General features: G+C 68.1%; 26 protein-coding genes. 19 read left to right on the forward strand and 7 right to left on the reverse strand.

The window, feature by feature from the left end:
• Window positions 1-39: 39 nt before the first annotated feature.
• Together HRV97_RS09200 and galE are read right to left on the reverse strand one after the other, a co-directional pair.
• The gene (locus HRV97_RS09200) at window positions 40-870 is read right to left on the reverse strand and encodes an HpcH/HpaI aldolase/citrate lyase family protein (protein ID WP_174193972.1); all 831 of its coding nucleotides are present in this window, start codon (window positions 868-870) and stop codon (window positions 40-42) included.
• Window positions 870-1,880, reverse strand: coding sequence for a UDP-glucose 4-epimerase GalE (galE, locus tag HRV97_RS09205; RefSeq protein ID WP_174193973.1), 1,011 nt, complete (start codon window positions 1,878-1,880; stop codon window positions 870-872). The genes HRV97_RS09200 and galE overlap by 1 nt, the downstream gene beginning before the upstream one ends.
• A 61-nt stretch (window positions 1,881-1,941) precedes the next feature.
• Between galE and msrA the strand changes: the two genes are divergently transcribed.
• Both msrA and HRV97_RS09215 read left to right on the forward strand, forming a co-directional pair.
• On the forward strand, window positions 1,942-2,490 hold the full coding sequence (gene msrA, locus HRV97_RS09210; RefSeq protein WP_174193974.1) for a peptide-methionine (S)-S-oxide reductase MsrA: 549 nt from the start codon (window positions 1,942-1,944) through the stop codon (window positions 2,488-2,490).
• 95 nt (window positions 2,491-2,585) lie between these two features.
• On the forward strand, window positions 2,586-2,873 hold the full coding sequence (locus HRV97_RS09215) for a hypothetical protein (protein ID WP_174193975.1): 288 nt from the start codon (window positions 2,586-2,588) through the stop codon (window positions 2,871-2,873).
• A 232-nt stretch (window positions 2,874-3,105) separates the two neighbouring features.
• On the opposite strand, the gene HRV97_RS09220 is transcribed toward HRV97_RS09215, so the two are convergent.
• Window positions 3,106-4,032 (reverse strand): L-threonylcarbamoyladenylate synthase, encoded by a 927-nt coding sequence (locus tag HRV97_RS09220; RefSeq protein ID WP_174193976.1) that lies wholly within the window; start codon window positions 4,030-4,032, stop codon window positions 3,106-3,108.
• 37 nt (window positions 4,033-4,069) lie between these two features.
• Between HRV97_RS09220 and HRV97_RS09225 the strand changes: the two genes are divergently transcribed.
• Complete coding sequence (locus tag HRV97_RS09225; RefSeq protein ID WP_174193977.1) at window positions 4,070-5,740, forward strand: acyl-CoA dehydrogenase; 1,671 nt, start codon at window positions 4,070-4,072, stop codon at window positions 5,738-5,740.
• A 4-nt stretch (window positions 5,741-5,744) separates the two neighbouring features.
• Here the strand turns inward: HRV97_RS09225 and HRV97_RS09230 are convergent, their stop codons facing one another.
• The 4 genes from HRV97_RS09230 to HRV97_RS09245 are packed head-to-tail and all read right to left on the reverse strand — an operon-like array spanning window position 5,745 to window position 7,655.
• Window positions 5,745-6,233 (reverse strand): hypothetical protein, encoded by a 489-nt coding sequence (locus HRV97_RS09230; protein ID WP_174193978.1) that lies wholly within the window; start codon window positions 6,231-6,233, stop codon window positions 5,745-5,747.
• On the reverse strand, window positions 6,230-6,652 hold the full coding sequence (locus HRV97_RS09235) for a hypothetical protein (RefSeq protein ID WP_174193979.1): 423 nt from the start codon (window positions 6,650-6,652) through the stop codon (window positions 6,230-6,232). Before HRV97_RS09235 ends, HRV97_RS09230 begins: the two co-directional genes overlap by 4 nt.
• A gap of 42 nt (window positions 6,653-6,694) precedes the next feature.
• Window positions 6,695-7,051: a GntR family transcriptional regulator gene (locus HRV97_RS09240; protein WP_174193980.1), complete on the reverse strand. Its 357-nt coding sequence runs from the start codon at window positions 7,049-7,051 to the stop codon at window positions 6,695-6,697.
• A gap of 31 nt (window positions 7,052-7,082) precedes the next feature.
• A complete protein-coding gene (locus HRV97_RS09245; protein ID WP_174193981.1) occupies window positions 7,083-7,655 on the reverse strand; it encodes a nitroreductase family protein in 573 nt (190 codons plus the stop codon).
• Between the two features lie 128 nt (window positions 7,656-7,783).
• On the opposite strand from HRV97_RS09245, the gene HRV97_RS09250 reads away from it, so the two are divergent.
• From HRV97_RS09250 to HRV97_RS09325, 16 genes are all read left to right on the forward strand, one after another.
• Window positions 7,784-9,595 (forward strand): peptide MFS transporter, encoded by a 1,812-nt coding sequence (locus tag HRV97_RS09250; RefSeq protein WP_174193982.1) that lies wholly within the window; start codon window positions 7,784-7,786, stop codon window positions 9,593-9,595.
• 19 nt (window positions 9,596-9,614) lie between these two features.
• Entirely contained in the window at window positions 9,615-10,301 is a 687-nt protein-coding gene (locus HRV97_RS09255) for an NnrU family protein (RefSeq protein ID WP_174193983.1), read from the forward strand.
• Between the two features lie 88 nt (window positions 10,302-10,389).
• The gene (locus HRV97_RS09260) at window positions 10,390-11,559 is read left to right on the forward strand and encodes an acyl-CoA dehydrogenase family protein (protein WP_174193984.1); all 1,170 of its coding nucleotides are present in this window, start codon (window positions 10,390-10,392) and stop codon (window positions 11,557-11,559) included.
• Window positions 11,559-13,199, forward strand: coding sequence for a long-chain-fatty-acid--CoA ligase (locus HRV97_RS09265; RefSeq protein WP_343044472.1), 1,641 nt, complete (start codon window positions 11,559-11,561; stop codon window positions 13,197-13,199). Before HRV97_RS09260 ends, HRV97_RS09265 begins: the two co-directional genes overlap by 1 nt.
• Window positions 13,200-13,789: 590 nt before the next feature.
• Window positions 13,790-14,941 (forward strand): DUF3182 family protein, encoded by a 1,152-nt coding sequence (locus HRV97_RS09270; protein ID WP_174193985.1) that lies wholly within the window; start codon window positions 13,790-13,792, stop codon window positions 14,939-14,941.
• The gene (locus HRV97_RS09275) at window positions 14,938-15,693 is read left to right on the forward strand and encodes an alpha/beta hydrolase family protein (RefSeq protein ID WP_343044473.1); all 756 of its coding nucleotides are present in this window, start codon (window positions 14,938-14,940) and stop codon (window positions 15,691-15,693) included. Before HRV97_RS09270 ends, HRV97_RS09275 begins: the two co-directional genes overlap by 4 nt.
• 139 nt (window positions 15,694-15,832) lie before the next feature.
• The gene (locus HRV97_RS09280; protein WP_174193986.1) at window positions 15,833-16,597 is read left to right on the forward strand and encodes a Crp/Fnr family transcriptional regulator; all 765 of its coding nucleotides are present in this window, start codon (window positions 15,833-15,835) and stop codon (window positions 16,595-16,597) included.
• Window positions 16,598-16,744: 147 nt separating this feature from the next.
• Window positions 16,745-17,923: an inositol-3-phosphate synthase gene (locus HRV97_RS09285; protein WP_174193987.1), complete on the forward strand. Its 1,179-nt coding sequence runs from the start codon at window positions 16,745-16,747 to the stop codon at window positions 17,921-17,923.
• Window positions 17,920-18,852 carry an HD domain-containing protein gene (locus HRV97_RS09290; protein WP_343044474.1) on the forward strand — a complete coding sequence of 311 codons (933 nt, stop codon included), beginning with the start codon at window positions 17,920-17,922 and terminating at the stop codon, window positions 18,850-18,852. The genes HRV97_RS09285 and HRV97_RS09290 overlap by 4 nt, the downstream gene beginning before the upstream one ends.
• Window positions 18,849-19,976 carry a class I SAM-dependent methyltransferase gene (locus tag HRV97_RS09295; protein WP_223176723.1) on the forward strand — a complete coding sequence of 376 codons (1,128 nt, stop codon included), beginning with the start codon at window positions 18,849-18,851 and terminating at the stop codon, window positions 19,974-19,976. Before HRV97_RS09290 ends, HRV97_RS09295 begins: the two co-directional genes overlap by 4 nt.
• Window positions 19,976-20,980, forward strand: coding sequence for a Gfo/Idh/MocA family protein (locus HRV97_RS09300; protein WP_174193988.1), 1,005 nt, complete (start codon window positions 19,976-19,978; stop codon window positions 20,978-20,980). Before HRV97_RS09295 ends, HRV97_RS09300 begins: the two co-directional genes overlap by 1 nt.
• Window positions 20,971-21,786, forward strand: coding sequence for an MBL fold metallo-hydrolase (locus tag HRV97_RS09305; protein ID WP_174193989.1), 816 nt, complete (start codon window positions 20,971-20,973; stop codon window positions 21,784-21,786). The genes HRV97_RS09300 and HRV97_RS09305 overlap by 10 nt, the downstream gene beginning before the upstream one ends.
• Entirely contained in the window at window positions 21,783-23,282 is a 1,500-nt protein-coding gene (locus tag HRV97_RS09310) for a YcaO-like family protein (RefSeq protein ID WP_174193990.1), read from the forward strand. The genes HRV97_RS09305 and HRV97_RS09310 overlap by 4 nt, the downstream gene beginning before the upstream one ends.
• Entirely contained in the window at window positions 23,279-24,109 is an 831-nt protein-coding gene (locus HRV97_RS09315; protein ID WP_174193991.1) for a sugar phosphate isomerase/epimerase family protein, read from the forward strand. The genes HRV97_RS09310 and HRV97_RS09315 overlap by 4 nt, the downstream gene beginning before the upstream one ends.
• Window positions 24,106-25,326, forward strand: a complete 1,221-nt coding sequence (locus tag HRV97_RS09320; RefSeq protein WP_174193992.1) for a glycosyltransferase — start codon at window positions 24,106-24,108, stop codon at window positions 25,324-25,326. Before HRV97_RS09315 ends, HRV97_RS09320 begins: the two co-directional genes overlap by 4 nt.
• Window positions 25,327-25,336: 10 nt before the next feature.
• Window positions 25,337-26,041, forward strand: coding sequence for a PIG-L deacetylase family protein (locus HRV97_RS09325; protein ID WP_174193993.1), 705 nt, complete (start codon window positions 25,337-25,339; stop codon window positions 26,039-26,041).
• Window positions 26,042-26,049 lie beyond the last annotated feature (8 nt).

The raw sequence follows: 26,049 nt of genomic DNA on the forward strand, positions 1-26,049 counted from the left end.
GATCAAGTCCAAGATGACGGTGGATCGGTCCGAAACCCTCTAGCCGCCCGCGAGCCTCAGCAACCGCTCCGCCGCCTTCAGGTGCGGCGCGTCGACCATCTTGCCGTCGAGCTGCAGCGCGCCCGCACCAGGATTTGCCGCGAACAGATCGACCACCGCGCGCGCGTGCGCGACCTCCGCATCGCTGGGTGAAAAGGCGGCGTTGATCACTGCCACCTGTGCCGGGTGGATCGCCATCATGCCGGTGAAGCCGTCACGCCGCCCGCGCGCCGCATAGGCCGCGAGCCCGTCGAGGTCGCGGAAGTCGGGATAGACCGTCTCGATCGCGGGTACGCCCGCCGCGTGCGCGCCGAACAAAGTCAGCGCGCGCACCATCTTGTACGGGTCGGTATAGGTGCCATCGGCCTCGCGGCTGGTCGACGCGCCGATCGCCGCGGGCAGATCCTCCGCCCCCCAGGTCAGCCCGGCGAGCCCTGCACCGTCATAGTCGCCGAGCGTGAACACCGCGCGCGGCGTCTCGCTCGCGATCGGCAGCACGAGGTATTCGCCCGGCAACCGCTGCCGCAGCTCGGCGACCGAGGCGCGCCCCTCCGCCTTGGGCAGCATCACCCCGCGCACCGCGGTGCCGTCGATCGCCGCCAGATCGTCGGCGATGAAGTCACTGTCGAGCGGATTGACGCGCACGAACAGCGTCGCATCGCCACTGCGCATCTCGACGAACTCGCGCACCGCGCTGCGCGCCGTCGCCTTGGCGCCTGCCGCGACTGAATCCTCCAGGTCGAGGATCAGCGCGTCGGCACCCATCCCGAGCGCCTTTTCCATTCGCTCGGGCCGGTCGCCCGGCACGAACAGCAGCGAGCGCAGCCGCATCAGCGGCCCATCTCGCCGAGCTTGCGCTCCCACGCCAGCGCGTCGCGCACGACCCCGTCGAGGTCGGCGCGCTTCGGCGTCCAATCGATCGTCGCCAGGATTGCGGCGTTGTTCGAGATCAACTCAGCCGGATCGCCTGCGCGACGCCCCTCCATCTTGCGCTCGATCGTCATGTTGGTGACGCGATCGACCGAGTCGAGCACCTCCAGCACCGAGAAACCGCGGCCGTACCCCGCGTTCAGCGTCACGCTCTCGCCCGGATGCTCGACCAGCCAGGCGAGCGCTGCGACATGCGCCTCTGCCAGGTCGCTGACGTGGATGTAGTCGCGCACGCCCGTCCCGTCGCGCGTGTCGAAATCGTCGCCGAACACGCTCACCGCCGCGCGCTTGCCGGTCGCCGCCTCGACCGCAATCTTGATCAGGTGCGTCGCACCCACGGTCGACTGCCCGCTGCGCCCCTGCTGGTCCGCGCCCGCGACGTTGAAATAACGCAGCGCGGCGTAGTTCATCGGGTGCGCCGCCGACACGTCGCGTAGCATCGCCTCCGTCATCAGCTTCGACATGCCGTACGGGTTGATCGGCACGGTCGGATCGGTCTCGGTCACCGGCACGCGCTCGGGCGTGCCGTAGGTCGCGGCGGTCGAGGAAAAGATGAAGTGCGGCACGCCCGCCTTCACCGCGCTCTCGATCAGGCTGCGCGTCGCCGCGGTGTTGTTGCGGTAATATTTGAGCGGGTCGCTGACTGACTCGGGCACCACCACCGATCCGGCGAAGTGCATGATCGCACGGACGTTGTGCTCGGCGAGTACGTCCGCCACGCGCGGGTCCTCGACCGCCATCTCGACGAACGCCGCGCGACCGTCGACCGCCCAGTCGAACCCGGTGACGAGATTGTCGATCACGACGACTTCGTAGCCCGCGTCGAGCAGCGCCAGCACCGCGTGACTGCCGATATAACCCGCGCCGCCGGTCACCATCACCTTGCCGTCGAGCGTCACTGCGTCGGTCATCGTCAACTCCCTTTCGTGCGCGGTAGCGGCTTCCTACATCGGGATCAAAGGAGACTTCCCCATGACCGAATATGCAATCGTCGCCGGCGGCTGCTTCTGGTGCACCGAGGCCGTGTTCAAGGACGTGATCGGCGTCGAGAGCGTCGAGAGCGGCTATATCGGCGGCCACGCGCCCAACCCGACCTACCGCCAGGTGTGCGGCGGCGATACCGGCCACGCGGAGGCGATCAAGGTGGGGTTCGATCCCGCGCAGCTCAGCTACGGCGACCTGCTCGACATCTTCTTCGCGACGCACGATCCGACGCAGCTCAACCGTCAGGGCAACGATGTCGGCACGCAATACCGCTCGGCGATCTTCCCGCAGTCGGACGAGCAGGTGGCCGAGGCCAAGGCCGCGATCGCGCGCGCGCAGTGCAATCAGTCGAAGCCGATTGTGACCACGATCGAGGCGAACGACACTTGGTATCCGGCGGAAGGATATCACCAGGATTACTGGGAAACCGAGGGGCGCAGCAATCCTTACTGCATGGCGGTGATCCCGCCCAAGCTGCAGAAGCTGCGCAAGAGCTACGCCGCGCGCACCAAGAGCATGGCCGAGGCGCAGGGCTGACGTCTCGCGCGGCGGCAGCATGAAGGAACTGGCTGTATTAATCTGTGTTATTGCGCTGCTGCAACATGCGCGCAGCCACTGACAGGGAACAGTTCATGTCCACGCTTCGTCTCGCCGCCGCCGTCCTGCTCCTGTCCGCACCGCTCGCCGCTTGCGGCGGATCGGGTGACGACAAGCTCGCGCGTCAGGTCGAGAAGACCGCCGACAGCCGCGCCGACCAACTCGAACAGCGCGCCGACGACCTGAAGGACCAGGCCGAGCAGGTGCGCAAGGTCGGCGAAAAGCGCGCCGACGCGATCGACGCCGCCGACCTCAACACTCACGCGATGAGCCCCGAGCAGAAGGCGGCAATCGTCAACAACCAGGCGCCCGCCGTCCGCTGACGCACACGATTGCGATGTAGGAGAAAGCGCGGCACGCGTGATCGCAGCCGCTCTTTCCCATCATCGTCCATGTCGCCGTCGGCTGTCGGCCGCCTATAGTGGCACGGCACCGTGCCACGCGTTGGTGTGACTTTCGCCTAACCTTCCAGCGTAACGACGAGGCTTCGCACGCAGCCAACACCCGTCGACCGCCACCACCGACCGGGCGGCGTCGCTTGCACCGTCGATAGCGTCAGCGATGCGCCGCGCGGCGCAGTCGGTCGTTGATCGCGACACCGACGCCGACTTCCGGTACCGGTGCCACCGCGATGCGAGACCGATCCGACGCGTCGGCGCGGTGCAGCGTGTCGAACAATCGCGCCGCCGCCTCCACTACGTCGCCGCGCGAAGACAGCGTGTCGTCGCCCGCAACCGCGCCGAAACCGATCAGCCACTCGTCCGCGCTCACTTGCGTGGCGTCAAGCCGCAGCGGCTTGGCCGGCGCGTAATGAGTCGCGAGCTGCCCGGGCGCGCTGACGTGCGCGGTTCGCCCGGGCGCGACCGGCAGCACGTCGCGCAGCATCTCCGCGGTAACCGGCCCGGGGCGCAGGATCGTGCGGCCCGCCAGGATCGTCGACTCGACCCCAGCCACGGTCGCGCCGTCGTTGATGATCAACGGCACGCGCGACCCCAGGCTCGCGGCGACGTGCGCGGCGCAGGTCGGGCTGATCGCGTTGCTCGCATTCGCCGACGGCGCGGCGAGCGGTGCGCCGCTGGCAGCGATCAGCGCCTGCATCGCACGGTGCGCAGGCACCCGGATCGCGACCGTGTCGAGCCCGGCGGTGACCAGCGACGCGATGCCCGCGTCGGCCCGTAGGGGCAGCACCAGCGTCAGCGGCCCCGGCCAGAACCGCGCCACAACCGCGCGCGCGTCCTCGTCGAACGTCGCGATCGCCTCCGCCGCCGCGATGTCCGCGACGTGGACGATCAGCGGGTTGAAGCTTGGCCGTCCCTTGGCCGCGTAGATGCCCGCGACCGCCTGTGCGTCGCGCGCGTCGGCGGCGAGCCCGTACACCGTCTCGGTCGGCACCGCGACCATCCCGCCGGCGCGGATCAGCGCCGCGGCTTCGGCAACGCCCGCGTCGCCGAACGCGCGGATAACGGGTGGTTGAGCCTCCATGCGGCCACGCTATAGCGGCGGCGACCAGGAGAGAGAAATGGCCTTCACCGCCCCCGTTTCCGAGCAGCGCTTCGTCCTCGACACCGTCGTGGGGATCGACGAGCTCGCCGCGACCGAACGCTTCGCTGCCGCCACCCCCGACGTGATCGACGCGGTGCTGGAAGGCGCGGCGCAGTTCGCCGCCGGCGAGTGGGCGCCGCTCAACCGCGTCGGCGACACGGTGGGCGCGCGCTGGACGCCCGACGGCGTCGTCATGCCCGACGGCTACCGCGCGGCGTATCAGGCCTATGTCGAGGGCGGCTGGGGCACGATCGGCGTGTCGGAAGAGCACGGCGGGCAGGGGCTGCCCTTCGTCGTCCAGGCGGCCGTGCTCGAAACGCTCGGCAGCGCCAACATGGGCTTCGCGCTCTGCCCGACGCTGACGGTCGGCGCGATCGAGGCGATCGAGCATCACGGCACCCCTGAGCAGCAGGCGCTTTACCTCCCCAAGCTCGCGACCGGCGAGTGGACCGGCACGATGAACCTGACCGAGCCGCAGGCGGGCAGCGACGTCGGCGCGCTGCGCGCAACCGCGACACCCCGCGGCGACGGCACGTTCAGCATCAAGGGCACCAAGATCTACATCTCGTTCGGCGACCACGACATGGCGGACAACATCGTCCACCTCGTCCTTGCCCGTACCCCCGACGCCCCGGTCGGCACGCGCGGCATCTCCTTGTTCCTCGTTCCCAAGGTGCGCGCGGACGGCTCGCTCAACGACGTGCGCGTCGTCTCGATCGAGCACAAGATGGGGCTTCACGCCTCGCCGACCTGCGTGCTGTCGTTCGGCGATCATGACGATTGCGTCGGCGAGCTGATCGGCCCCGAGTTCGGCGGCATGCGCGCGATGTTCACGATGATGAACAACGCCCGCCTCAACGTCGGATTGCAGGGCGTGCAGGTTGCCGAGGCGGCGACGCAGAAGGCGGTCGATTACGCCCGCGAGCGCGTCCAGGGCGCGCGCGCCGGTGCGCAGTCCGCGATCATCGAGCACCCCGACGTGCGCCGCATGCTGCTGCGGATGAAGACGCAGACGATGGCGGCGCGCGCGCTCGTCTATTACGCCTGCGGGCAGGTCGACCGTGCGGGCATGGGTGATGCCGAGGCGAAGGACCGGCTTGAGATCACCACCCCGCTCGCCAAGGCGCACGCGACCGATCTGGGCAATGAGATCGCGAGCATCGGCGTCCAGGTCCACGGCGGGATGGGCTTTGTCGAGGAAACGGGCGCGGCGCAATTCTTCCGCGACGCGCGTATAACGCCGATCTACGAGGGCACGAACGGCATCCAGGCCGCCGATCTCGTCGGGCGCAAGCTGTCGCTGTCGAACGGCGGCGCCTTTGCCAGCCTGATCACCGACATGCGTGCCGAGGCTCAGCACCCGCAGCTGACCGCGCTGGTCGATGCGTGCGAGGCAGTCGGGCGGCGGTTGCAAACCGCCGACGCTGACGATCGCCAAGCGGCGAGCTATCCCTTCCTCACCATGCTGTCGGTCGCGACCTGCGGCTGGCTGCTGGAGAGGCAGGCACGTGCGCAAGGCGCGGACGCGGTCAAGCAAGCGAGCGTTGCCTTCTACCTCGACCAGATCGTGCCCGAGGCGATGGGTCTTGAGGCGGCAGCGAATGCGCCGGCGAGCCAGCTCTACGCGCTGACCGCCGACGCGTTCTGATCAGTCACTCGCCCGATGGACAACCGTCGGGCGATGCGCTCCGGTAATCGGCGGGGTACCAGCGTGACACGCCTGCGTCCTGGTCGTGGTAGCAGACCGCCGCGTCGCGCCCGTCAGAAGTGATCGCGATCGCCCAATTGTGCGGCCCGCAATTATGCGCCTCACATGCCCAGGACAGGATGCGCCCATCTTGCTCGGCAACCGGATTGGCGGTCGCGTCGCGGCTGAGCACCGTGTCGCGAACATCCGCGTCGGGTACGACCCGCGCGACTGCGGCACGCACCGCAGGTTCGTCGATGAAGCGCCCGCCCGCGACCGGATCGAACGGGTATTGCCCGACGTAGCGTGACAGGTCGGTGGCGGCGCCAATCGCGCTCGGTGTCGGGGCGGGCGTCGGCGTTGCCGCGGCACGCGTCGGTTCAGGCTGCGGTTCGGGCGCGCGGCCGCACGCGGCGAGGGTGGTCAGCAGCAGGAGCGCGGGCGTGTATTTCATCGCCGGCGCAGCGATGCGCTGTCGAGGTGCCACTGCCGCTGCTCGGGCGTGGCGCCGTCGACATCGTTGACGTGGCGAAGAATATAGCTGCCCGCGAACACCTGCGCGGTCCCGTTGTTGAGCGTCGCGCGGACCGTCACGGGAACGCGGATGTAGGTCGATCCGGCCGCGCCCTCCGGCCGCGTCGGCGCACCCGTCACGACGCAGGTGTGGCGTGTGTTGGCGAAGCCGCGAACGAACTGCGGATAGCTCTGCCGGCTCGCCTGTCCGCCGCGATCCCACAATTGATAAGCGGTGCGATAGTCGCGCCGGTCAAGCGCGGCATAATAACGCTGCACGACCGCGCGCGCCGCGGCGGAGGTGGCGGACGGCGTCGCAACGGCGGCGCTGGCGAACAGGGCGGAGGCGAGCAGGATCATGCGTGCGACAACGGCCGAGGTCGCAGCACGGTTTCGCCTCCCTCAGGCGTCGTGGCGCTCCATCAGCTCGGACAGATCGAGCCCGAGCAGGTCGATGTAACCGCGGATGCGCGGCCATTGATTGGCGACGAAATTGTCGCGCTCGGCAGTGCGCAGTCGCTCGGACGCGCCCGCCAGCACGAACATGCCGACGCCGCGGCGCACCTCGACATAGCCGTCGTCCTGGAAGCTCTGATACGCCTTGGCGACCGTCAGCGGGTTGGCGCCGTGTTCCGCCGCCAGTGCGCGCACCGAGGGGAGCTGGTCGCCCGCCACGAAGTCACCGCGCAGGATCCCCGCGGCGATGGTTGCGCGCAGCCGGATGTAGACCGGGCTGTCGTCGTTGCTCAGTGCTGCCATGCTGCGTTAATACAGCAAATGGGAGGCAAGTCTACCAGTCGCTCCACACCTGTTCGATCGCGGGACGCGGCCGTTCGTCGAGCGCGCGACCCGGCGTGCCGATGAAAACGAAGCCGGTAATCCGCTCATGCGCCTGGCCGAACGCGTCGCGGACGCGAGGGGAGAAGGCCGGCCAACCGGTGAGCCAGCCGGCGGCGTAACCGTGCGCGTGAACCGCGTGGAGCAGGTTCATGCACGCCGCCCCGGCCGACAATTCCTGTTCCCACAACGGTATCTTATTGTCGGTCTTGGGCGAGGAGAGCGCGACGACCAGCGCGGGCGCCTGGGTCGCGAACTGCATCATGCCGTCGAGCTCGGCCTGCCGCGCCTCGGGCTTTTCGGCGCGGTACGCCTCGACCAGCAAATCCGCCAGCCGCGCGCGCTGGTCGGGGCCCACGATCACGAAGCGCCACGGTGCGAGCTTGCCGTGATCGGGGGTGCGCGCGGCGAGCGCGATCATCTGCACGAGTTCGGCATGGTCGGGGCCCGGCGCGACGAGATCGCGCGGCTTGCCCGAGCGGCGGGTGGAGAGATGCGCGATGAGCGAGGAGCGATCGTTGAACATGCGCGCGCATCTAGGAAGTGTTAACGCGTATTTACAGCACGGGCTTTGCCGCTAGTCTCGCCTGCAACCATCGCGCGCGCCGCGTGTGCGCAAGCGCGATACTGAAGTCCAGGGAGCGTATTTCGAGAATGGTGGACACCCCGACGGCCGACAACCGCGCCGAACCCGATATCACCCACACCAATCCGGCGGCCGAGGAAACCTGGTTCGGCCATCCGCGCCAGCTCGCGCGGTTGTTCACCACCGAAATGTGGGAGCGGTTCGGTTATTACGGGATGCGCGCGCTGCTGACGCTGTATCTCACCAAGCATTTCGTGTTCGGCGACCGCGAGGCGACGGGGCTGTACGGCGGGTTTACCGCGCTCGTCTATCTGACGCCGCTGGTGGGCGGGTATCTCGCCGACCAGTATCTCGGCTCGAAACGCTCGGTGAAGTTCGGCGCGATCATGATGGCGGTCGGCTATCTGACGTTGTGCTTCGGTGGCGAGACCGCCAAGCCTTACGCGACGATCGACGGGCAGCGTTACGCGGTGCAGGTCGACGGTTTCCGCGACGCGCCAACGAGTGCCTCGGCCGAGGTGCGCTATCTCGTGACGCCTGAGGGGCGGCTCGAGATCAAGGGGAACGAGGACGGTTCGGTCTCGCTCCTCAACCCCGACAAGAGCGTGTCGCGCACGGTCGCGAAGGGTGGGTTCGAGACCGGCGGCGAGCGCAGCGCGCTGCTGACCGCGATCCTGCTCCTCGCGCTCAGCCTGATCTCGGTCGGCAACGGTTTCTTCAAACCCAACATCTCGACCATGGTGGGTGAGCTCTACGCCGGTGGCGATCGTCGTCGCGACGCCGGGTTCACGATCTTCTACATGGGAATCAACCTCGGCTCGCTCGGCTCGCAGCTGCTGTGCCCGCTGCTCGCCGACAAGGTCGGCTGGTGGGCGGGCTTCGGCCTCGCCGCGTTCGGCATGCTGATCTCCTGGGCGCTGATCCAGTTCAACGGCGGCAAGCTGAACGGCATCGGCGAGGCGCCGGTGCGCGCCGGACCCGACCGCACGCTCGCCATTTTTGCGGGTGCGATCCTGGCGGTGCCGGTATTCTATTTTCTGTTCGTCAACCTGATGAACTCGACCGCGCCCGAGCCCGGTTCGGGGATCCTGGGCTATATCGCATCGCTGTCGCTGATGGGTAAGCTGCTGTTCGGCACCTTTCTGGTCAGCGTGCCCGGCATCCTGATCTGGTCCTATGCCAAGGGAAGCAAGGCCGAGTTCCAGATGATGCTGGCGGCGATGATCCTGATCGTGTTCAACGTCGTGTTCTGGACGTTGTTCGAGCAGGCGGGGTCGAGCCTGACGCTGTTCGCCGACCGCAACACCGACCTCACGATTGCCGGCGGGTTCGCGATCACGGCGCCGCAGACGCAGTTCTTCAACGCGTTCTTCATCGTCGCACTCGCGCCGGTCATGTCGATCCTGTGGACCAAGCTCGCCGCGCGCGGGATCGAGCCGACGATCCCGGTCAAGTTCGGGCTCGCGCTGATCGGCGTCGGGCTGGGCTTTCTGTTCCTCGTCTGGGGCGGGCAGTTCGCCGGCAGCGACTTCAAGGTTGCGATCTGGTGGCTCGCCGGGCTTTACCTGATCCACTCGGTCGCCGAACTTTGCATCTCGCCGGTGGGCCTGAGCATGATCACCAAACTGTCGATCGCGCGCATCGTCGGGCTGATGATGGGCGTGTGGTTCCTGTCGATTTCGGTTGCGCAATATGTCGCGGGTATCGTCGCGCAGGTCGCCTCGGTTGAGACCGTTGGCGGACAGGTGACCAACCTGAAGGTCAGCCTCGACACCTATAACCAGGTGTTCTGGACGATCGGCCTGACCGCGGCGGTGATCGGTGCGGTGCTGCTGGCGCTGTCGCCGTTCATCAAGCGCTGGATGCACGGGGTACAATAACAAACCGAAAGAGTAAGACATGGGGGAAGTGCTGATCGCCGCCGCGGCGTTCGTCGGAACGCACTTCCTCCTGTCGCACCCGCTGCGCGCGCCGCTGGTCGCGCGTCTCGGGGAGCGCGGCTTTGCTGGCATCTACAGCCTGGTCGCGCTAGCCACATTGATCTGGCTCGCCCACGCCTATCGTGCCACGCCTTCGGGCACGCCGTTATGGCCGGTCGGCGACGGATTGTGGGCGATCGCGACGATCGTCATGCTGCTCGCCAGCGTGCTGTTCATTGGGTCGTTGGTCCGCAACCCCGCGCTGCCCGATCCGAGCGGCAAGGCCAAGCCGGTACCCGCAGCGAGCGGGGTCTATGCGATCACCCGCCACCCGATGATGTGGGCGTTCGCATTGTGGGGCGCTGTGCACATCCTCGTCTATCCCGCTCCCTCGAACGTCGTGCTGGCGAGCGCGATCATCGTGCTCGCGCTGGCGGGCGCACACATGCAGGACCGCAAGAAGGCGCGATTGCAGCCTGATTTCTGGCCCGAGTGGCAGCGCCGGACAAGCTACCTACCGTTCGCCGCCATCGCTCGCGGCCGCGCGCGGATCGGCACGCTGGGTGCGCACGCGCTTGGCGGCGGCGTCGTGATGTGGCTGGCGGCGACTTGGGCGCACATTCCGCTCGCGGGCTGGGCGGCGGGCGTGTGGCGCTGGATCGTCTGAGGCGGACGCAACAAAAGTTACGCCGAAGGCTGGCGACACCAAACGAAACAGGACAAAGGAGCGTGGAACCGGCATTCAGGAGCGCACGATGACCCGCGGAACCGAGATCGCGAACAAGGTCGCCGCGTTCGTGCGCGAGACAGTCGCGCCGTACGAGCGCGACCCGCGCTGCAGCGCGCATGGTCCATCCGACGAGCTGGTACACGAACTCCGCGGGCTGGCGCGTACCGCAGGCGTGCTCACACCGCATATTCTGGCCGACGGTAGCCACCTGACGCATCGCGAGACGGCGCAGGTGCTGCGCGCCGCCGGGCTCTCACCGCTCGGCCCGCTCGCGGTCAACGTCATGGCGCCTGACGAGGGCAATATGTACCTGCTCGGCAAGGCGGCCAGCCCCGAGCAGAAGGCGCGCTTCCTCGATCCCCTCGTCAGCGGCGAGGCGCGTTCGGCATTCTTCATGACCGAGCCGGCCACGGACGGCGGTGCGGGCTCCGACCCGTCGATGATGCTGACGACCGCGGTGCAGGACGGCAACCACTGGGTGGTCAACGGACGCAAGGCGTTCATCACCGGTGCCGATGGCGCGCGCGTCGGCATCGTCATGGCGAAAGCTGAGGAAGGCGCGACGATGTTCCTCGTCGACCTGCCCGATCCGGCGATCCGGATCGAGCGCGTGCTCGACACGATCGACTCGTCGATGCCCGGCGGCCACGCGGTCGTGCAGATCACCGACCTGCGCGTGCCCGCCGACCAGATGCTCGGCAATCCCGGCGAAGGGTTCAAGCTCGCACAGATTCGCTTGGCCCCCGCGCGGCTGACGCATTGCATGCGCTGGCTGGGCAGCTGCCAGCGCGCGCACGAGATCGCGACCGATTACGCCAACCGCCGCCACGCGTTCGGCAAGCCGCTGATCGACCACGAGGGGGTCGGTTTCATGCTGGCCGAGAACCTCATCGACCTCAAACAGGCCGAACTGATGATCGACTGGTGCGCCGACGTGCTCGACACCGGCGCGCTCGGTACCGTTGAAAGTTCTATGGCGAAGGTCGCGGTATCGGAAGCCTTGATGCGCATCGCCGACCGCTGCGTGCAGGTGATGGGCGGCACCGGGGTCACCGGCGACACGATCGTCGAGCAGGTATTCCGCGAGGTGCGCGCCTTCCGCATCTACGACGGTCCGACCGAGGTGCACAAATGGAGCCTCGCTAAGAAGGTCAAACGCGACTGGCGCGACAGCCAGCGCCCACAGGAGAGTTGATGCCCATGACGCAGCCGCTGTTCGGATTGATGCAGGACGTGCCCCTGACGGTGGACCGCTTCCTCGACCACGCGGCGACCTGGCACGGCGCGCGCGAGATCGTCTCGCGGGAGGGCGACGGCAGCCTGACGCGGCTGGATTACGCCTGGCTGCACCAGACCGCCAAGCGCGTGTCGAACGCGCTCGCGCGGGCAGGTGTCGGGCCGGGCGACCGCGTCGCGACGATGGGCTGGAACAGCGCGCGCCACCTCGCCGCCTGGTACGGCGCGACCAACATGGGCGCGGTGCTCCACACGCTCAATCCGCGGCTGTTCGCCGAACAGATCGCGTATATCGCCGATCACGCGGGCGACCGCATCCTGCTCGCCGATCCGGCCTGCGCCGCCCTCGTCGGCCCGCTGCTCGCCGCCGCGCCGTCGATCGAGCAGGTCGTGTTCCTGTGCGCCGCCGCCGAGCTGCCCGCGACCGATTACCCCGCAGTCGCGTTCGACGAATGGATCGCCGACGAGCTGGCCGAATATACCTGGGGCGGGTTTGACGAGCGGCTGGCGTGCGGGCTGTGCTACACCTCGGGGACGACGGGAAATCCGAAGGGCGTGCTCTACTCGCACCGCTCCAACTATCTTCACACGATGATGACGCTCCAGGCCGACGCGCTCGCGCTGACGACGCGCGACACGGTGCTGCTGATCGTGCCGATGTACCATGCCAATGCCTGGGGCGTGGTCTATTCCGCCCCCGCAGTCGGCGCGAAGCTGGTGCTGCCGGGCGCGCGGATGGACGGCGAGTCGATCTACCGCCTGATCGAGGACGAGGGCGTCACCTTCTCCGCCGCGGTGCCGACCGTGTGGCAGGGGCTGCTCCATTACCTGCGGCAGAGCGGCGCGCGTTTCTCGACGTTGAAGCGCGTCGTGATCGGCGGCTCCGCCCCGCCCGAGGCGCTGATCCGCGCGTTCCAGGACGAATACGGCGTCGACGTGATCCAGGGCTGGGGCATGACCGAGACGTCGCCGCTCGCCACGCTGTCGACGCCCAGCCCCGAGGTGCTTGAGCAATCCTATGACGAGCAGGTGCGCCGCAAGGGGATGCAGGGACGGCTGGTCTGCGGGCTGGAGTTCAAGCTGACCGACGATGAGGGTAACCGCCTGCCGCACGACGGGCGCACTGCGGGGCGGCTCAAGATCAAGGGGCCGACGATCACCAGCGGCTATTTCGGCGGCGAGGGCGGAAACGTGCTCGACGAGGACGGCTTCTTCGACACCGGCGACGTGTCGACGATCGACCCCGCTGGCTACATGCAGATCACCGACCGCGCCAAGGACATCGTCAAGTCGGGCGGCGAGTGGATCAGCTCGATCGAGATCGAAAATATCGCGGTCGGCCACCCGGAGGTCGCGCTCGCCGCGGTGATCGGCATCGCGCATCCGAAATGGGACGAGCGCCCGATCTTGCTGATCCAGCGCCATGCCGAGGCGACGTGCGGCAGGGCCGAATTGCTTTCCTTCCTCGACGGCAAGATCGCGCGCTGGTGGATGCCCGATGACGTGGTCGTGGTGGAGGAAATCCCGCTCGGCGCGACCGGCAAGATCGACAAGAAGCTGCTGCGTCAGCGGATGGCGGGCTACGTCCTGCCGAGCTGATCCAGTCGCGAGAACGACGTAGCGTCGTGCTCGACATGTGGGGGTGCCGTGCCGACGTGATCGCGCCACTCAGGCGTCCCGTGGGCTCGGCCTTCGCCGGCTCGGCGAATGTTGCGCCAGCCCACAGAATTAGCGCGAGGGTCTGGGTGCGCAGCCGGTGACGCACGTGGGTGCCGGTGACGCAGGTGCCGAGGCGATGAGTAAGTCGCTGGGGCGCTAGGAGGCCGGCGAGCAGGTGGTGCGACGGTCGGAGTCACCAACGGTTATCGTGCGCTTCGGGAGCAGTGTGACGCCGGACGCGCCAACCGCGTCTTCGTAGAGGACGAGCGCTGAGCGCCCGGCTGTAAGATGCTCCCGCACACGCGAGTATTGAGCTGGGAGAGGGTTGGCGTGACCGCGTCGTCACTACGCCAGCCGCGAGTGCTGGTGTTCGTTTAAGAGCCGGAGACGATCTGACCCTCACGCTCAGTAATTGCAATCAAACGAGCGGCAAACATCCAGGATCGTTTCGCTTCCCAAAGTTTGAACCGCCGCTGAACAACGTCGATCAGGGCGGCGTTGTGCCAACATCCTCTCTCGGGTGAACGGGCATGATCAACATCGTCGCTGCCAATACTGCGTCGCAGCCTCTGCCGCCGGCGGTGGTATTCGGCACCGCACCGCTCGACGGTGTCGCCGCGTTCGTCGACCCGCTGGCCTCGTCGGGCAACCTTCATGACCGCGTCTCGCGAGCGGTCTTGTTGAAGCGGGTGGCGGCGTTGTGCGGCGTGCCGGTGCTGGACACGGTTGACCGCGTCGGCGCGGCGAACATCCTGCTGATCCCCGGCGACACGATCGATCAGACTATCGCGCGCATGGCCGGCGTGACCGAGCGCGAGCACATCCTCGGCGGTGTCGTCCCGGCAGCGTTCGTTGGCACCAAGGCGATCACCCATGGGCTGGTCCACGCTGCTGCCAGCCGGCCGGTCGCGTGGTCCGACATGATGGCGACCGTGATGGGCGATGCGGCGCTACACGGCTTCACCGCCTTCAGCCACGAAGATGCGCTGGCGGCGGGTGACGCGTTGCTGGCACGCGGTCCCGTCCGTCTCAAGGACGTGTGCGCCAAGGCCGGGCTCGGGCAGCACGTGGTACGAACCCGCGCCGAACTGGAAGCGGCATTGGCGCGGGAAGATGCCGGCACGCTCGCCGAATGCGGTCTCGTGCTGGAGGAGAACCTTACCGATGTCGTCACCTACAGCGTCGGGTCGGTCGAGCTCGCCGGCCGGACCATCAGCTATTGGGGCAGTCAGAACCTGACGACTGATCATCAGGGCCGAGAAGTGTACGGCGGGTCGGACCTGTTCGTGGTGCGCGGCGACCTGGCCGCACTGGCGGCGATCGACCTGCCGCCCTCGATCGCGCGCGCGGTGGAATGTGCGACGATCTTCGATGCCGCCGCGCACGCCGCCTATCCCGACATGATCCTGACCCGGCGCAATTACGACGTGATCGAGGTCACCGACGCCAGCGGTCGCCGCCGCATCGGCGTGCTGGAACAATCCTGGCGCGTCGGTGGCGCGAGCGGTGCCGAGATCGCCGCGTTCGAGGCGTTCGCCGACGATCCCGATTGCGCGGCGGTGCGCTGCTCGACGGTCGAGATTTATGCGGAGGTAACGCCACCGGTCGGCGCGACCGTGTACTTCTCCGGCGTCGATCCGGTCGTCGGCGCGATGACGAAATATGCGGTGCGGCTGGCGTGAACGATCTCACCACGGTGGATGAGGGCAAGGTAACGCTCGACGTCGCGGGACAGAAGGTCAGCGGCACGCTGTTGCAGCCCGAGGCGCCCGTGCCGGGCTTCCTATTCGTGCACGGCTGGGGCGGTGACCAGGACGAGGATTTGGGCCAAGCCGAGGAATTGGCACGGCTCGGGTGCATTTGCTTCACCTTCGACCTGCGCGGCCACGCCGGCAGCGATGCAGACAAGGACGAGGTGACGCGGCAGAACAGCCTGGACGACGTGCTCGCCGCTTATGATTACCTCGCCTCGCAGCCGATGATCGACCGTGCCGCCATCGGCGTGATCGGCACCAGCTACGGCGGCTATCTGTCGACGCTGCTGACCAGCGAACGGCCGATCCGCTGGTTGGCGCTCAGGGTGCCGGCGCTGTACCCGGACACGGACTGGGATACGCCGAAGGCGAAGCTCGACAAGGATGCCGTGCGGGCATATCGGGCGCAACCGCAGACCGCGGAGAACGACCGTGCGCTCGCTGCCTGCGCCGCATTCGAGGGCGATGTCCTGCTGGTCGAGTCGGAGCGCGACGAGCAAATCCCGCGAGAGGCGATGATATCGTTCCAGGCGGCTTTCCGACGCGCCAGCTCGCTCAGCCATCGCATCATCCCGGGCGCCACCCACGCGATGCGCGATCCCAAGCACCAGCGGATCTACACCAACATGCTACTGCGCTGGACCGAGGAGATGGTGCGGGCGAGCCGATCACCGCGATGATTGATCGCAGATTCACGCGTCCGCTACGGCACCAAAGGCACGTGCGTGGGACGGGTCACGCGCAGGTGCCGCCTTCAAATCGGCGGCATCTTCGCTAGACCGCTGGTAAGCGATCACCACTTCCGGTTCACCACCCACCATGTCTGATAGCCCGCTCGAAGCGCGTCTTTCCTACCATCTCGCCTTGACCTTCTCGGAGCGTGAGGCGCTGCGCTGGCTCGAGCGGCGCGAGCGCAGCTACCGCGCGGGCGAGATCATCTTGTCCGAAGGGCAGAGCACGGACACGCTGTTTATCGTGTCGAGCGGCTGGCTGCACGGCTCGGTCAAGCTGCCGAGCGGCGATCGGCAAATCCAGCGCTTTTATTTCGTCGGCGACATCACCACCACCTTGTCGCTCGCCTGGGGCTATAGTGCCGCGACGCTGCAGGCGGTCAGCGACGTGACCTTGTTCGAAGTGCCCAAGAATGTGTTCGGACGCCTGTTCCGTAGCCATCCGCGGCTCGGCGCCTTGTTGTTCGCGGTCGTCACCGCGGAACAGGTCGCGATGGCGGACCGGCTGACCTCGATGGGGCGCACCGACGGCGTTGCGCGCATCGCCACCTTGCTGCTCGACATCCGATCGCGGCTGCGCGTGGTCGACGACCTGCGTGGGTCCTCGTTCGAGCTGCCGTTGACGCAGCAGGACCTGGGCGACGCGGTGGGTTTGACCAAGACGCACGTCAATCGCTCGTTGAAGGCGCTGGAGGCGACCGGACTGGTCGAGCGTGACGGTCGCCTGATCCGCATCACCCACGTCGAGAAGCTGGCCGAACTGGTCAACTTCACCGATCGCCACGGCGCGATCGCGACCGACTGGCTGCCGCCGACGGGCACGCCCGAGCCGACGGACACTGCGAAACAGTGACATAGGTTATCGCCTACGATCTTCGAGATAACTTATGTCATTCCCGGGAACTTTTTTCGCACTCGCCGTTCGTGATCGCTGAACCCATCGATCGCTGACGATTTTGACTTCCCGACAGAGCCCGCGTGGGCTCAAGGGGGTTTGAAAATGGCAGAACGGTTAGGCGTAGCGATCGTCGGCGTCGGCGGCGCGGTGGCGACCACCGCGATTGCGGGGATCGAGATGATCAAGGCGGGCTCGAACAGCCTCGACGGTCTGCCGCTCGCCGACCGCGACGTGTCGGGCATGGTCGCCTACCGCGATCTGGAATTCGGCGGCTGGGATCTCGCCGACGAGACGCTGGGCGCGTGCGCGCTGCGCCACGGCGTGATCGGCGACAAGGAACTGGCCGACGGCGCGGCCGTGCTGAACGACATGCGCCCGTGGAAGGCGGCGGGCTCGACCGGTTACTGCGCCAACATCGATGGCACCAACAAGCTGGGCGGCGGCCACCGCGCCGCCATTCAACAGATCCAGGCCGACTTGGCGCGCTTCAAAGAAGAGAAGAAGCTCGACCGTGTCGTGGTCGTCAACCTGGCCTCGACCGAGCGCAAGCCCGGCGACGACAGCGCGCTGCAATCGCGTGACGCGTTCGAGCAGGGGCTGGACAGCGACGATGCCGCGATCAGCCCGGCGATGCTCTACGCTTATGCCGCGATCGACTCGGGCACGCCCTACGCCAATTTCACGCCCTCGGTCGCCGCCGACGTCGCGCCGCTCGCCGAGTTCGCCGCCGAGCGCAACGTGCCGGTCGCCGGCAAGGACGGCAAGACCGGGCAGACGTTCATGAAGACGGTGATCGCGCCCGCGCTGCGCGACCGCGCGCTTCACGTCGACGGTTGGTTCTCGACCAACATCCTCGGCAACTCCGATGGCCTGGCGCTCGACGATCCGAAGTCGCTGCAGTCGAAGCTGGGTACGAAGAAGAGCGTGCTCAACCAGATCCTCGGCTATCCGGTCGAGGATCACATCATCATGATCCATTATTACAAGCCGCGTGGCGACGACAAGGAAGCGTGGGACAACATCGACCTGACCGGGTTTATGGGTCAGAAGATGCAGTTGAAGCTCAATTTCCTGTGCAAGGACTCGATCCTGGCAGCGCCGCTCGCAATCGAGATCGCGCGCTGCCTCGATCTGGCGAAACAGCGCGGTGAAGGTGGCGTGCAGGAGCAGATGGGGCTGTTCTTCAAGCTGCCGCAGACGCGTGGCGACTATGACCCGGTCCACGGCGTGCCCGAGCAGCAGCTGATCCTCGACAATTGGCTCGACGGCAAGGGCGCGTGACCGACGCGCCAGTGCTGGAGATGATCGCGGCCGAGGCGCCGGGGCTGACCCCGGCCGCCTTGCCGTTCCTGCGCGAACTGGGTGACCTGAAACGCGTCCGATCGGCCGCCGCGTCGGGGTCGATCGCGGAGCGGTTGTTCGCCGCCGGCTGGGCTGCGCTGGTGCGCGGTGACGATCCCGCCGAGGTAACGATGCGCGTCACCGCCGCGGCGCTCGTCTCCGCACGGCTCGGCGACCTCGATCTGGCGGCGATGAACGCACTCGGCATCGGCGATCAGGCGATCGCGGTGCTGGAACGCGCGTTCGACGAGATCGCGGACCAGGTCGCGCCGTCGCTCCACGCGCGCTTGCGTGCAGCACTGCCGCTCGGGCGCCCGGCACTCGGCGATACGCCCGCATTCGTCGGCAAGCTCGCGCGGCAACCGCGCGCGGGCGTCACCTGTCCGGGCCAGCCGCGCATCATGCTGCAACCGCCCGAAAACCACGCCGAGCATTGCCTGATGGTCGCGGTCTACGGCGTGCTGGCGAGCGCGTGGCACGGTGCCGACCCGGTGCCGGTCTTCCTTGCCGGCATGGCGCATCATTTCCACAACGCCGACATGCCCGACAGCGGCTATTCGGGCGAAATGCTGCTGGGCGACGCGCTCGACACTGCGATCGCGCACGCGCGCGCGGCAAGCATGGTGGAGCTCGCACCCGACTTGGCGCGCGTCATCGGCGACGCACTCGCCCCGATCGGTGGTGACGAGACACCCGAGGCGCGCGCATTCCACGTCGCCGACGTGCTCGACCGCGTGCTGGAGATCGAGCAGCACACCCGCGCCGCCCGCCTGACGATGCAGGTGGTGCTGGGCGATTACGGGCTCGTCCACGACGGCCCGGTCAAGGCGTTCCACGATCGTATCCTGCTCGACGCGGGGTTGATGTGAGCGCGCCGGCGAGCCGCTGGCGCTCGCCGCTCACCGGGCGTGTGCTCGTCCACGACACGCCGTACTCGCTCGCCGCGATCGGCGAGCGCTGGCCGGTGGTCGACGGCATTCCCTATCTGCGGATCGAGAGCGAGGGGCTGGTCGCGGTCGCGCTCGACCATCTCGACGCGGGCTGCCCCGACGACGCGCTGGTCGCGCTGTTGACCGATCAGGACGCGTGGTGGACCGGCCCGGCGACCGATCTGACTGAGCTCAAGCGGCTGGTGCGTGAGCGCGACGCGCTGACGTTGCGCGAGGCGATGGCCTTGCTGCGCATGGGGCCGGTGGCAGATTATTTCGCCTACCGCTGGAGCGATCCGACCTATCTCGCCGGGCTCGCGCTGATCGAGGCGCATTGGACACAGCCGAGCACCGCGTTCGAGCTCGCCTGCGGGATCGGACACTACCTGCGCGAACTGACACGTGCCGGTGTCGCGTGCCTCGGCGCCGACGTGGTGTTCGCCAAATGCTGGCTGGCGAAACACTGGGTCGCGCCCGCGGCCGATTACGTCGTGTTCGATGCCGCCGCTGCGTGGCCGGTCGCGGAACAACGTTTCGACCTCGTAATGTGTCACGACGCTTTCTACTTCCTACCCGACCAGCCGCGCGTCGCCGAGCGGCTGCGCGACGCGACGGCGCCGGGTGGCGTGCTCGCGGTCAGTCACTTGCACAATGTGGGTGTCGCGGGCGGCGCCAAGGGGCCGGCACGTTCGGGCGCGGAGTGGCACGCGCTGTTCCCGACCGCGCAGGTTCACGACGAGCGCGCCTTGCTCTGTGCGCTAATGAAACAGACCGCACCGCCCACGACCGACTGGCGCGACGCCCCGGTGATCGAGGCATGGTCGCTGGTCGAGGGCGGAGGCGAGCCGCGCGCGATCACCGGCGGCGTGGCGATGCCCGCCGAGGGCGCGACGCTGCGCCGGAACCCGCTGATCGGCGACGACGGCGAGGTCGAGTGGCCGTCGCCGCGCTACCGCGACGAATATGCCGCCGGGTGTTTCTGGGCGCTGTCCGACGACGCACTGCGGTTCGACGCCGACGACGTGCGGTTGCGTCGCGTGGTCGACCTGCCGGAGCGGTGGTGATGGCCGACGCGCCGCGCTGGGGGATCGTCGGCTACGGCTGGGTCGCGCGCGATTACATGGCGCCCGGCATCGCCGCGGCGGGCGGCGTGGTGACCGCGGTCGCCGACCCGTCGCCCGCCTCACGCGCGCGCGCCGAGGCCAATGGGCTCGCGGCGTTTGCCAGCGTCGAGGAGATGCTGTCAGCGCAGGCATGCGACCTCGTCTACGTTGCGACCCCCAATGACGCGCACGCCGGCCCCGTTGCCGCCTGCGCCGCCGCAGGCGTGCCGGTGCTGTGCGAGAAGCCGATCGCGGCTACCGTGCAGCAGGCCGAGGCGATGGCCGCGTCGCTCGGGGACACGCTCTACGGCACCGCATTCGACCAGCGTCACCATCCTGCGCACGTGGCCATGGCCGAGGCGATCGCGGCCGGCACGATCGGGCGACCGGTCGCTGTGCGGATCGTCTATGCCTGCTGGGTCGATCCGGCCTGGACGCCGGACGGCGGCGAACACGACAATTGGCGCGCCGATCCGGTCAGGGCAGGGGGCGGCGCGGTGATCGACCTCGCGCTCCACGGCCTCGACCTGTCGGAGCGCTTGCTCGGCGAACCGCTCGCCGATTTGTCCATCCAGCTCCAGCGCCGCATCCACGACTATCCGGTCGATGACGGCGGGATGCTGAGCGGGCGCACCGCGTCGGGCGTGCTGTTCCAGAGCCACGTCGCGTACAATTGCGCCGAGGTGCTGCCGCGCCGCCGGCTCGAGGTGCTGGGGGAGCGTGGGTTGCTCGTCGCCACCGACACGATGGGGCAGACCGCGGGCGGCACGCTGGTGCGCCGCTGCGGCAGCACCGGCGAGGAAAGCGCGATTGCCTTCGACACCGCGACCTCGCCTTTCGCCGCGCAGGCGGCCGCGTTCATGCGCGCCGCGCGCGGTGAGCCGCACGATTTCTCGATGCCGCGCGATCTGGCGCTGATGCAATTGTTCGACCGCGCCTACACGGAGGCTCGCCGATGGCTCTGACCTGGTTCGCCTGCGCCAATTGCGGCTTCTGGCAGAAGCATTTCGCGCCGCCCGACTGCCCCGTCTGCACCGACGTGCGCAACGACTTGCCCGAGGACGGCTGGCACTTCCTACCCAAGGCCGATGTCGCGGCCACCCACGACGGCGCGGCGCGCGAGGTGGCGCCGGGGTTGTGGGCGTTCACCACCAGTCCCGCGCTAGGGCTCGCGGGCACCGGTTGGCTGATCGTGCGTGACGGCGGCAACATCGCGTTCGAGGCTGCGCCTTTCTATACGGACACGATGCTCGACCGGATCGAGCAGCTCGGCGGAATCGCCTACCTGTCGGCGAGCCACGCACACGGTTACGGCGCGTTGTTCCAGCTCCAGCGCCGCTTCGATCCCGCGATCGTCGCGATCCAGCGCGACGATCTGAAGATGACCAAGGCGTTCCGCGTCACCGCGCCGTTCGACGACACGCTCGAACTCGCGCCCGGCTACACGCTCCACCACGTCGGCGGGCATTACGAGGGGCAGGCGGCGCTCCACGACGCACCCGGCCGACGCCTGTTCTGCGGCGACATGTTCAAGATCGACCAGGACGCCGACGGCCGCAGCCACGCGATTTCCAGCCACAAGGCCTTTCACAAGGATATTCCGCTGACCCATGCCGAGCTTCGTCGCTACCGCGACGTCATCGCCCCGCTCGACTTCGACGCGGTCTTGACCCCGTTCGAGTACGCGCCCGAGGTGAACCGCGCGGTCGCGCTCGCCGCGCTCGACGACGGCCTCGCGCGCGCACCCGGCGTGCGGCGGATCAGCCTGTGAGCGGCGGGCTTCCCACCGGGCTCGGCGACGCCGCCCGCGGCTACCTCGACGCCTTCCCGAAGGGCGACGTGGTCGCCTTTCCGATCCATCCGCTCGATCGGCTTGGGCTCCCCGTGTGGGTCGTCGCACTGTTCCCGGAGGACGAGGCACTGTCGGGGATCATGCCCTACGGCGTCGGCTACGGCGCGACCGACGAGGCGGCGGTGCTCGGTGGCCTCGGCGAGATCGCCGAGATGGTATGGCCGACGCTGACGCTGGGCGCGCGAACCAAGACGCGCGGCAGCTATGCCGAACTTGTCCGATCGCTGGGCGCAAACGCAGTCGCCGATCCGTTCACGCTCTGCCTGCCCGCAGGCTCGCCGGTCGATCATAACACGGTGCTGGAATGGGTCGAGGCAAAGCGCTGGCGTGACGGGTCGACCGTGCTCGTGCCGATCGACCTCGCGGCTTATTCCTCCAAGGAACTCACCCCCGGATACCAGCCGTTCACGACGATCATCTCGAACGGGATGGGCGCCGGTCCCGACCTCGACTGGGCGATCGGGCATGGGCTGTGCGAGATTCTGCAGCGCGACGGCAACGGCCTGCTATTCCGCGCGCTCGATCGCGGCGTGACGCTGGAGCTCGACGGCGAGCTGCCCGCCTCGACGCGCGCGATCCTCGATCGCTTCGACGCGGCCGGTATCCGTGCGATCCCGAAGTTCGCGACCGATCAATACGGTCTGCCCAACCTCTATTGCGCCGGTGTCGACGAACGCGGCGAGCCCGCGGCGCCGATCATGGTCACCGCCTGCGGTGAGGCGTGCCACGCCGACCGCACCGCCGCGCTCGACAAATGTCTGACCGAATTCGCCGCCAGCCGCGCGCGAAAGGCGTTCGCGCACGGGCCGGCCGACCTCGTCGCGCAGGTCGCGCCCGAGGGTTACGTCGCGCGCTTCATGGCGCAGGCGGGCGGTGCCGCTAAATCGAGCGACCGCCGCGCTTTCGATGCCATGCGCGACTGGACTGGCCGCGGCGCGGGCGAACTGCGTGGCTGGCTCGCCGACAACGTGCTCGCCGAGCGGTCGTCGCACCGCTTCTCCGACCTGCCGACGCAGCCTGCGCCCGACGGCCACGCACGCGCCCGCACCGCGCGCGCCGCGGTCGAGGCGGCCGGGTTCGACGTGCTTTACGTCGACATGTCTCCTGCCGATCGTTCGGTTACGGTCGTCAAGGTCATCGTGCCCGGCATGGAAGTCGAGACGATGAGCTATTACCGTATCGGCACGCGCAACACCGAGAAGCTGCTCGCGATGGACTCACCGCTGATCCAGTTCGGCGAGGAAGGCGCGGCCTTGCAGCGCATCCGGCTGCCGGAAGCCGATGCCGAGCGGCTCGGCCACCCGCTGTTCGACACCGAGGCCGCGGACCGGCTCGTCGGTCCGCTCTACCCGCTCTACCGCGAGCCCGAGGCGCATCACGTCGCGTGGAAGGACGTTGGGAAGGTTGAGGCATGACGCTGCGCTACGCCTACAACACCAACGGCGCGGCCAACCACCGGCTCTATGACGCGCTGCGGCTGATCGCCGATGCGGGCTACGCCGGCGTCGCGCTGACGCTCGACCACCACCACCTCGATCCGTTCGCCGATCGCTGGGAGCAGGAGTGCGACCGTGTCGCGCGGCTGCTCGGCGATCTCGGCCTGGGTAGCGTGGTCGAGACTGGTGCACGTTACCTGCTCGACCCGCGGCAGAAGCATGAACCGACGCTCATCACTCCCGACGCAGAGGGCCGTGCGCGCCGCGTCGCCTTCCTCAACCGCGCGCTCGACGTGGCGGCGCGGCTCGGCAGCGAGACGGTGTCCTTTTGGGCCGGCGTGCCTAAGCCCGACGTGGACCACGCGCAGGCGCGCGCGTGGATGAACGAAGGACTCGAACAGGTGCTCGACCACGCCGAGGCGGTCGGCATCGACGCGAGCTTCGAGCCCGAGCCTGGCATGCTCATCGAGACCGTCGCCGATTACGACACGCTCGTTCAACGCCACCCGCGGCTGCGGCTCGCGCTCGACACCGGGCATTGTCTCGTCACCGAGGATATCGAGCCCGCCGACGCGATCCGCCGCTACGCGTCCCGCCTCGGCACCGTCGCGATCGAGGACATGCGCCGCGGCGACCACACCCATCTGCCGTTCGGGCAAGGCGACATGGACATGCCCGTGGTGCTGAATGCACTCAACGAAATCGGCTTCACCCGCCTGGTCTGTGTCGAATTATCGCGCGAGAGCCCGCGCGCGCACGCCGCAATCCCGGAGTCGATCGCGTACCTCAGGAACCTCGCCCGGTGAGAATCTGCTTCGTCTCGCGGCGGTTCTTCCCGGCGATCTCGGGCATGTCAATCTACGCGATCAACCTGCTGCGGCAGTTGGTGGCGCAGGGGCACGACGTGACGATGGTGAGCCAGTTCTACGGCGACCCTGAGCGCGCCAAAGTCTACGGCGGCGGCCCGCCTCCGCCGGTCGAGGGTGTCCGCGTCATTGGGCTTGAGGCGCTCGGCGAGCAGGCAAGTGGCGAGTTCGAGCGCGACGTCGATGCGATGATCGAGACGATCGCGGCGGAGCACGCGCGCGCCCCGTTCGACGTGCTCCACGCACAATATGGCTACCCGACCGGCTGGGCGACCCTGCTTGCCGCGCAGCGCCTCGGCGTGCCCTGCGTAGTCTCAATCCAGGGTGGCGATGGCCACTGGGTCGGATCGTGCTGCGACACGCACCGCATCGCGATGGAGCGCGTACTTGACCATGCCGGCGCGCTGCTGATCGGCGGCGAGAGCTTCGCGCAGGAGGTGCACGACCGCCTCGGCACACCGCTGGAGCGCTTCACCATCGTCCCCGGCGCGGTCGATACCGATCGCTTCACGCCCCCGGAATATACCGACACGCGGCGCGACGACGGCGTTACCCGCTTCTTCTACCACGGTCGCGTTGATCGTCGTAAAGGCGTGCTCGACCTGCTCCACGCGCTGCCGGGTGTCGCGGGCAAGTGGCATTGCACGATCTCGGGCATCGGTCCCGACGTCGACGCGGCGCACGCGCTCGCTGCCGAACTGGACCTGGGCGACCGCGTCAGCTTCACCGGCTATGCCGAGTATGACAGCGTGCCCGAGCGCTACCGCGACCACGACGTGTTCGTCTCGCCGACCTACGCCGAGGGCTTCTCCAACACGATCCTGGAGGCGATGGCGAGCGGGCAGGCGGTGCTGTCGTGCCGCGCGGTGGGCGTCACCGACTGCATCCGCGACGGCGAGAACGGCCTGTTGGTCGAGCCGGGCGACGTGCCCGCGCTAACCCAAGCGCTGTCGCGGCTCGTCACCGACGGCGCGTTGCGCGAGCGCCTCGCCGCGGCGGGTCTGGCCGAGTGTCGCCGAGTCTATAGCTGGCACGCGGTGGGTCGGCAGATCGCGGGCATCTACGAGGACCTGCGCGGCACCGCGCCCGCGACCGGCATGGACCCGCACATCCCGATCACGCCGTGCCGCTTCCGCGCCGAGCCGCACCTGCTGTGAGGCACCCGGTATGACCCACATCGTCGCGATCTCGCCGCATCTCGACGATGCCGCCTTTTCGGTCGGCGGCCTGCTCGCCGCACGGGCGCGGGCTGGAGACCGCGTGACCATCGTCACCTGCTTTACCGGCAATGTCGCGCAACCGACCGGCTTCGCGCTCGCCTGCCAGCTCGACAAGGGGCTCGCGCCCGAGATCGATTACATGGCGCTGCGCCGCGCCGAGGACGTGGCCGCCTGCGCGGTGATCGGTGCCGATGCGATCCACCTGCCGTTACTGGAGGCGCCGCACCGCGGCTATGCCAGCGCGCCCGAATTGTTCGCAAGCCGGCGCGATGACGATACGATGCTGGCCCCGCTCACTGCCGCGCTGGCTGAGCAGGTCGCCGCACTGGAACCCGACGTGCTGCTCGGCCCGCTCGCGATCGGCAATCATGTGGATCATTGGCTGGTTCGCGACGCACTGACCGCAATCGACCGAAGCGTCTTGCTCTGGGAGGATTGGCCCTACCTCAATCGCGCGCGATCACGACCCGATGGCAATCCGGTGCTGCGGCACGATCTGAACACCCAGGATCGCGATGCCCGCGTCATGATGTGCGCGGCTTACGCATCGCAACTGACGTTTCAGTTCGGATCGCTGGCGGCCATGAAGACTGCGATCGATGCCGTCAGCGAAGAACGTCTCTACGCTGCCGACACTTATAGTCGTTCATGACTGACCAT

The organism is Sphingomonas hominis (assembly GCF_013328205.1).
Taxonomy (GTDB): domain Bacteria; phylum Pseudomonadota; class Alphaproteobacteria; order Sphingomonadales; family Sphingomonadaceae; genus Sphingomonas; species Sphingomonas hominis.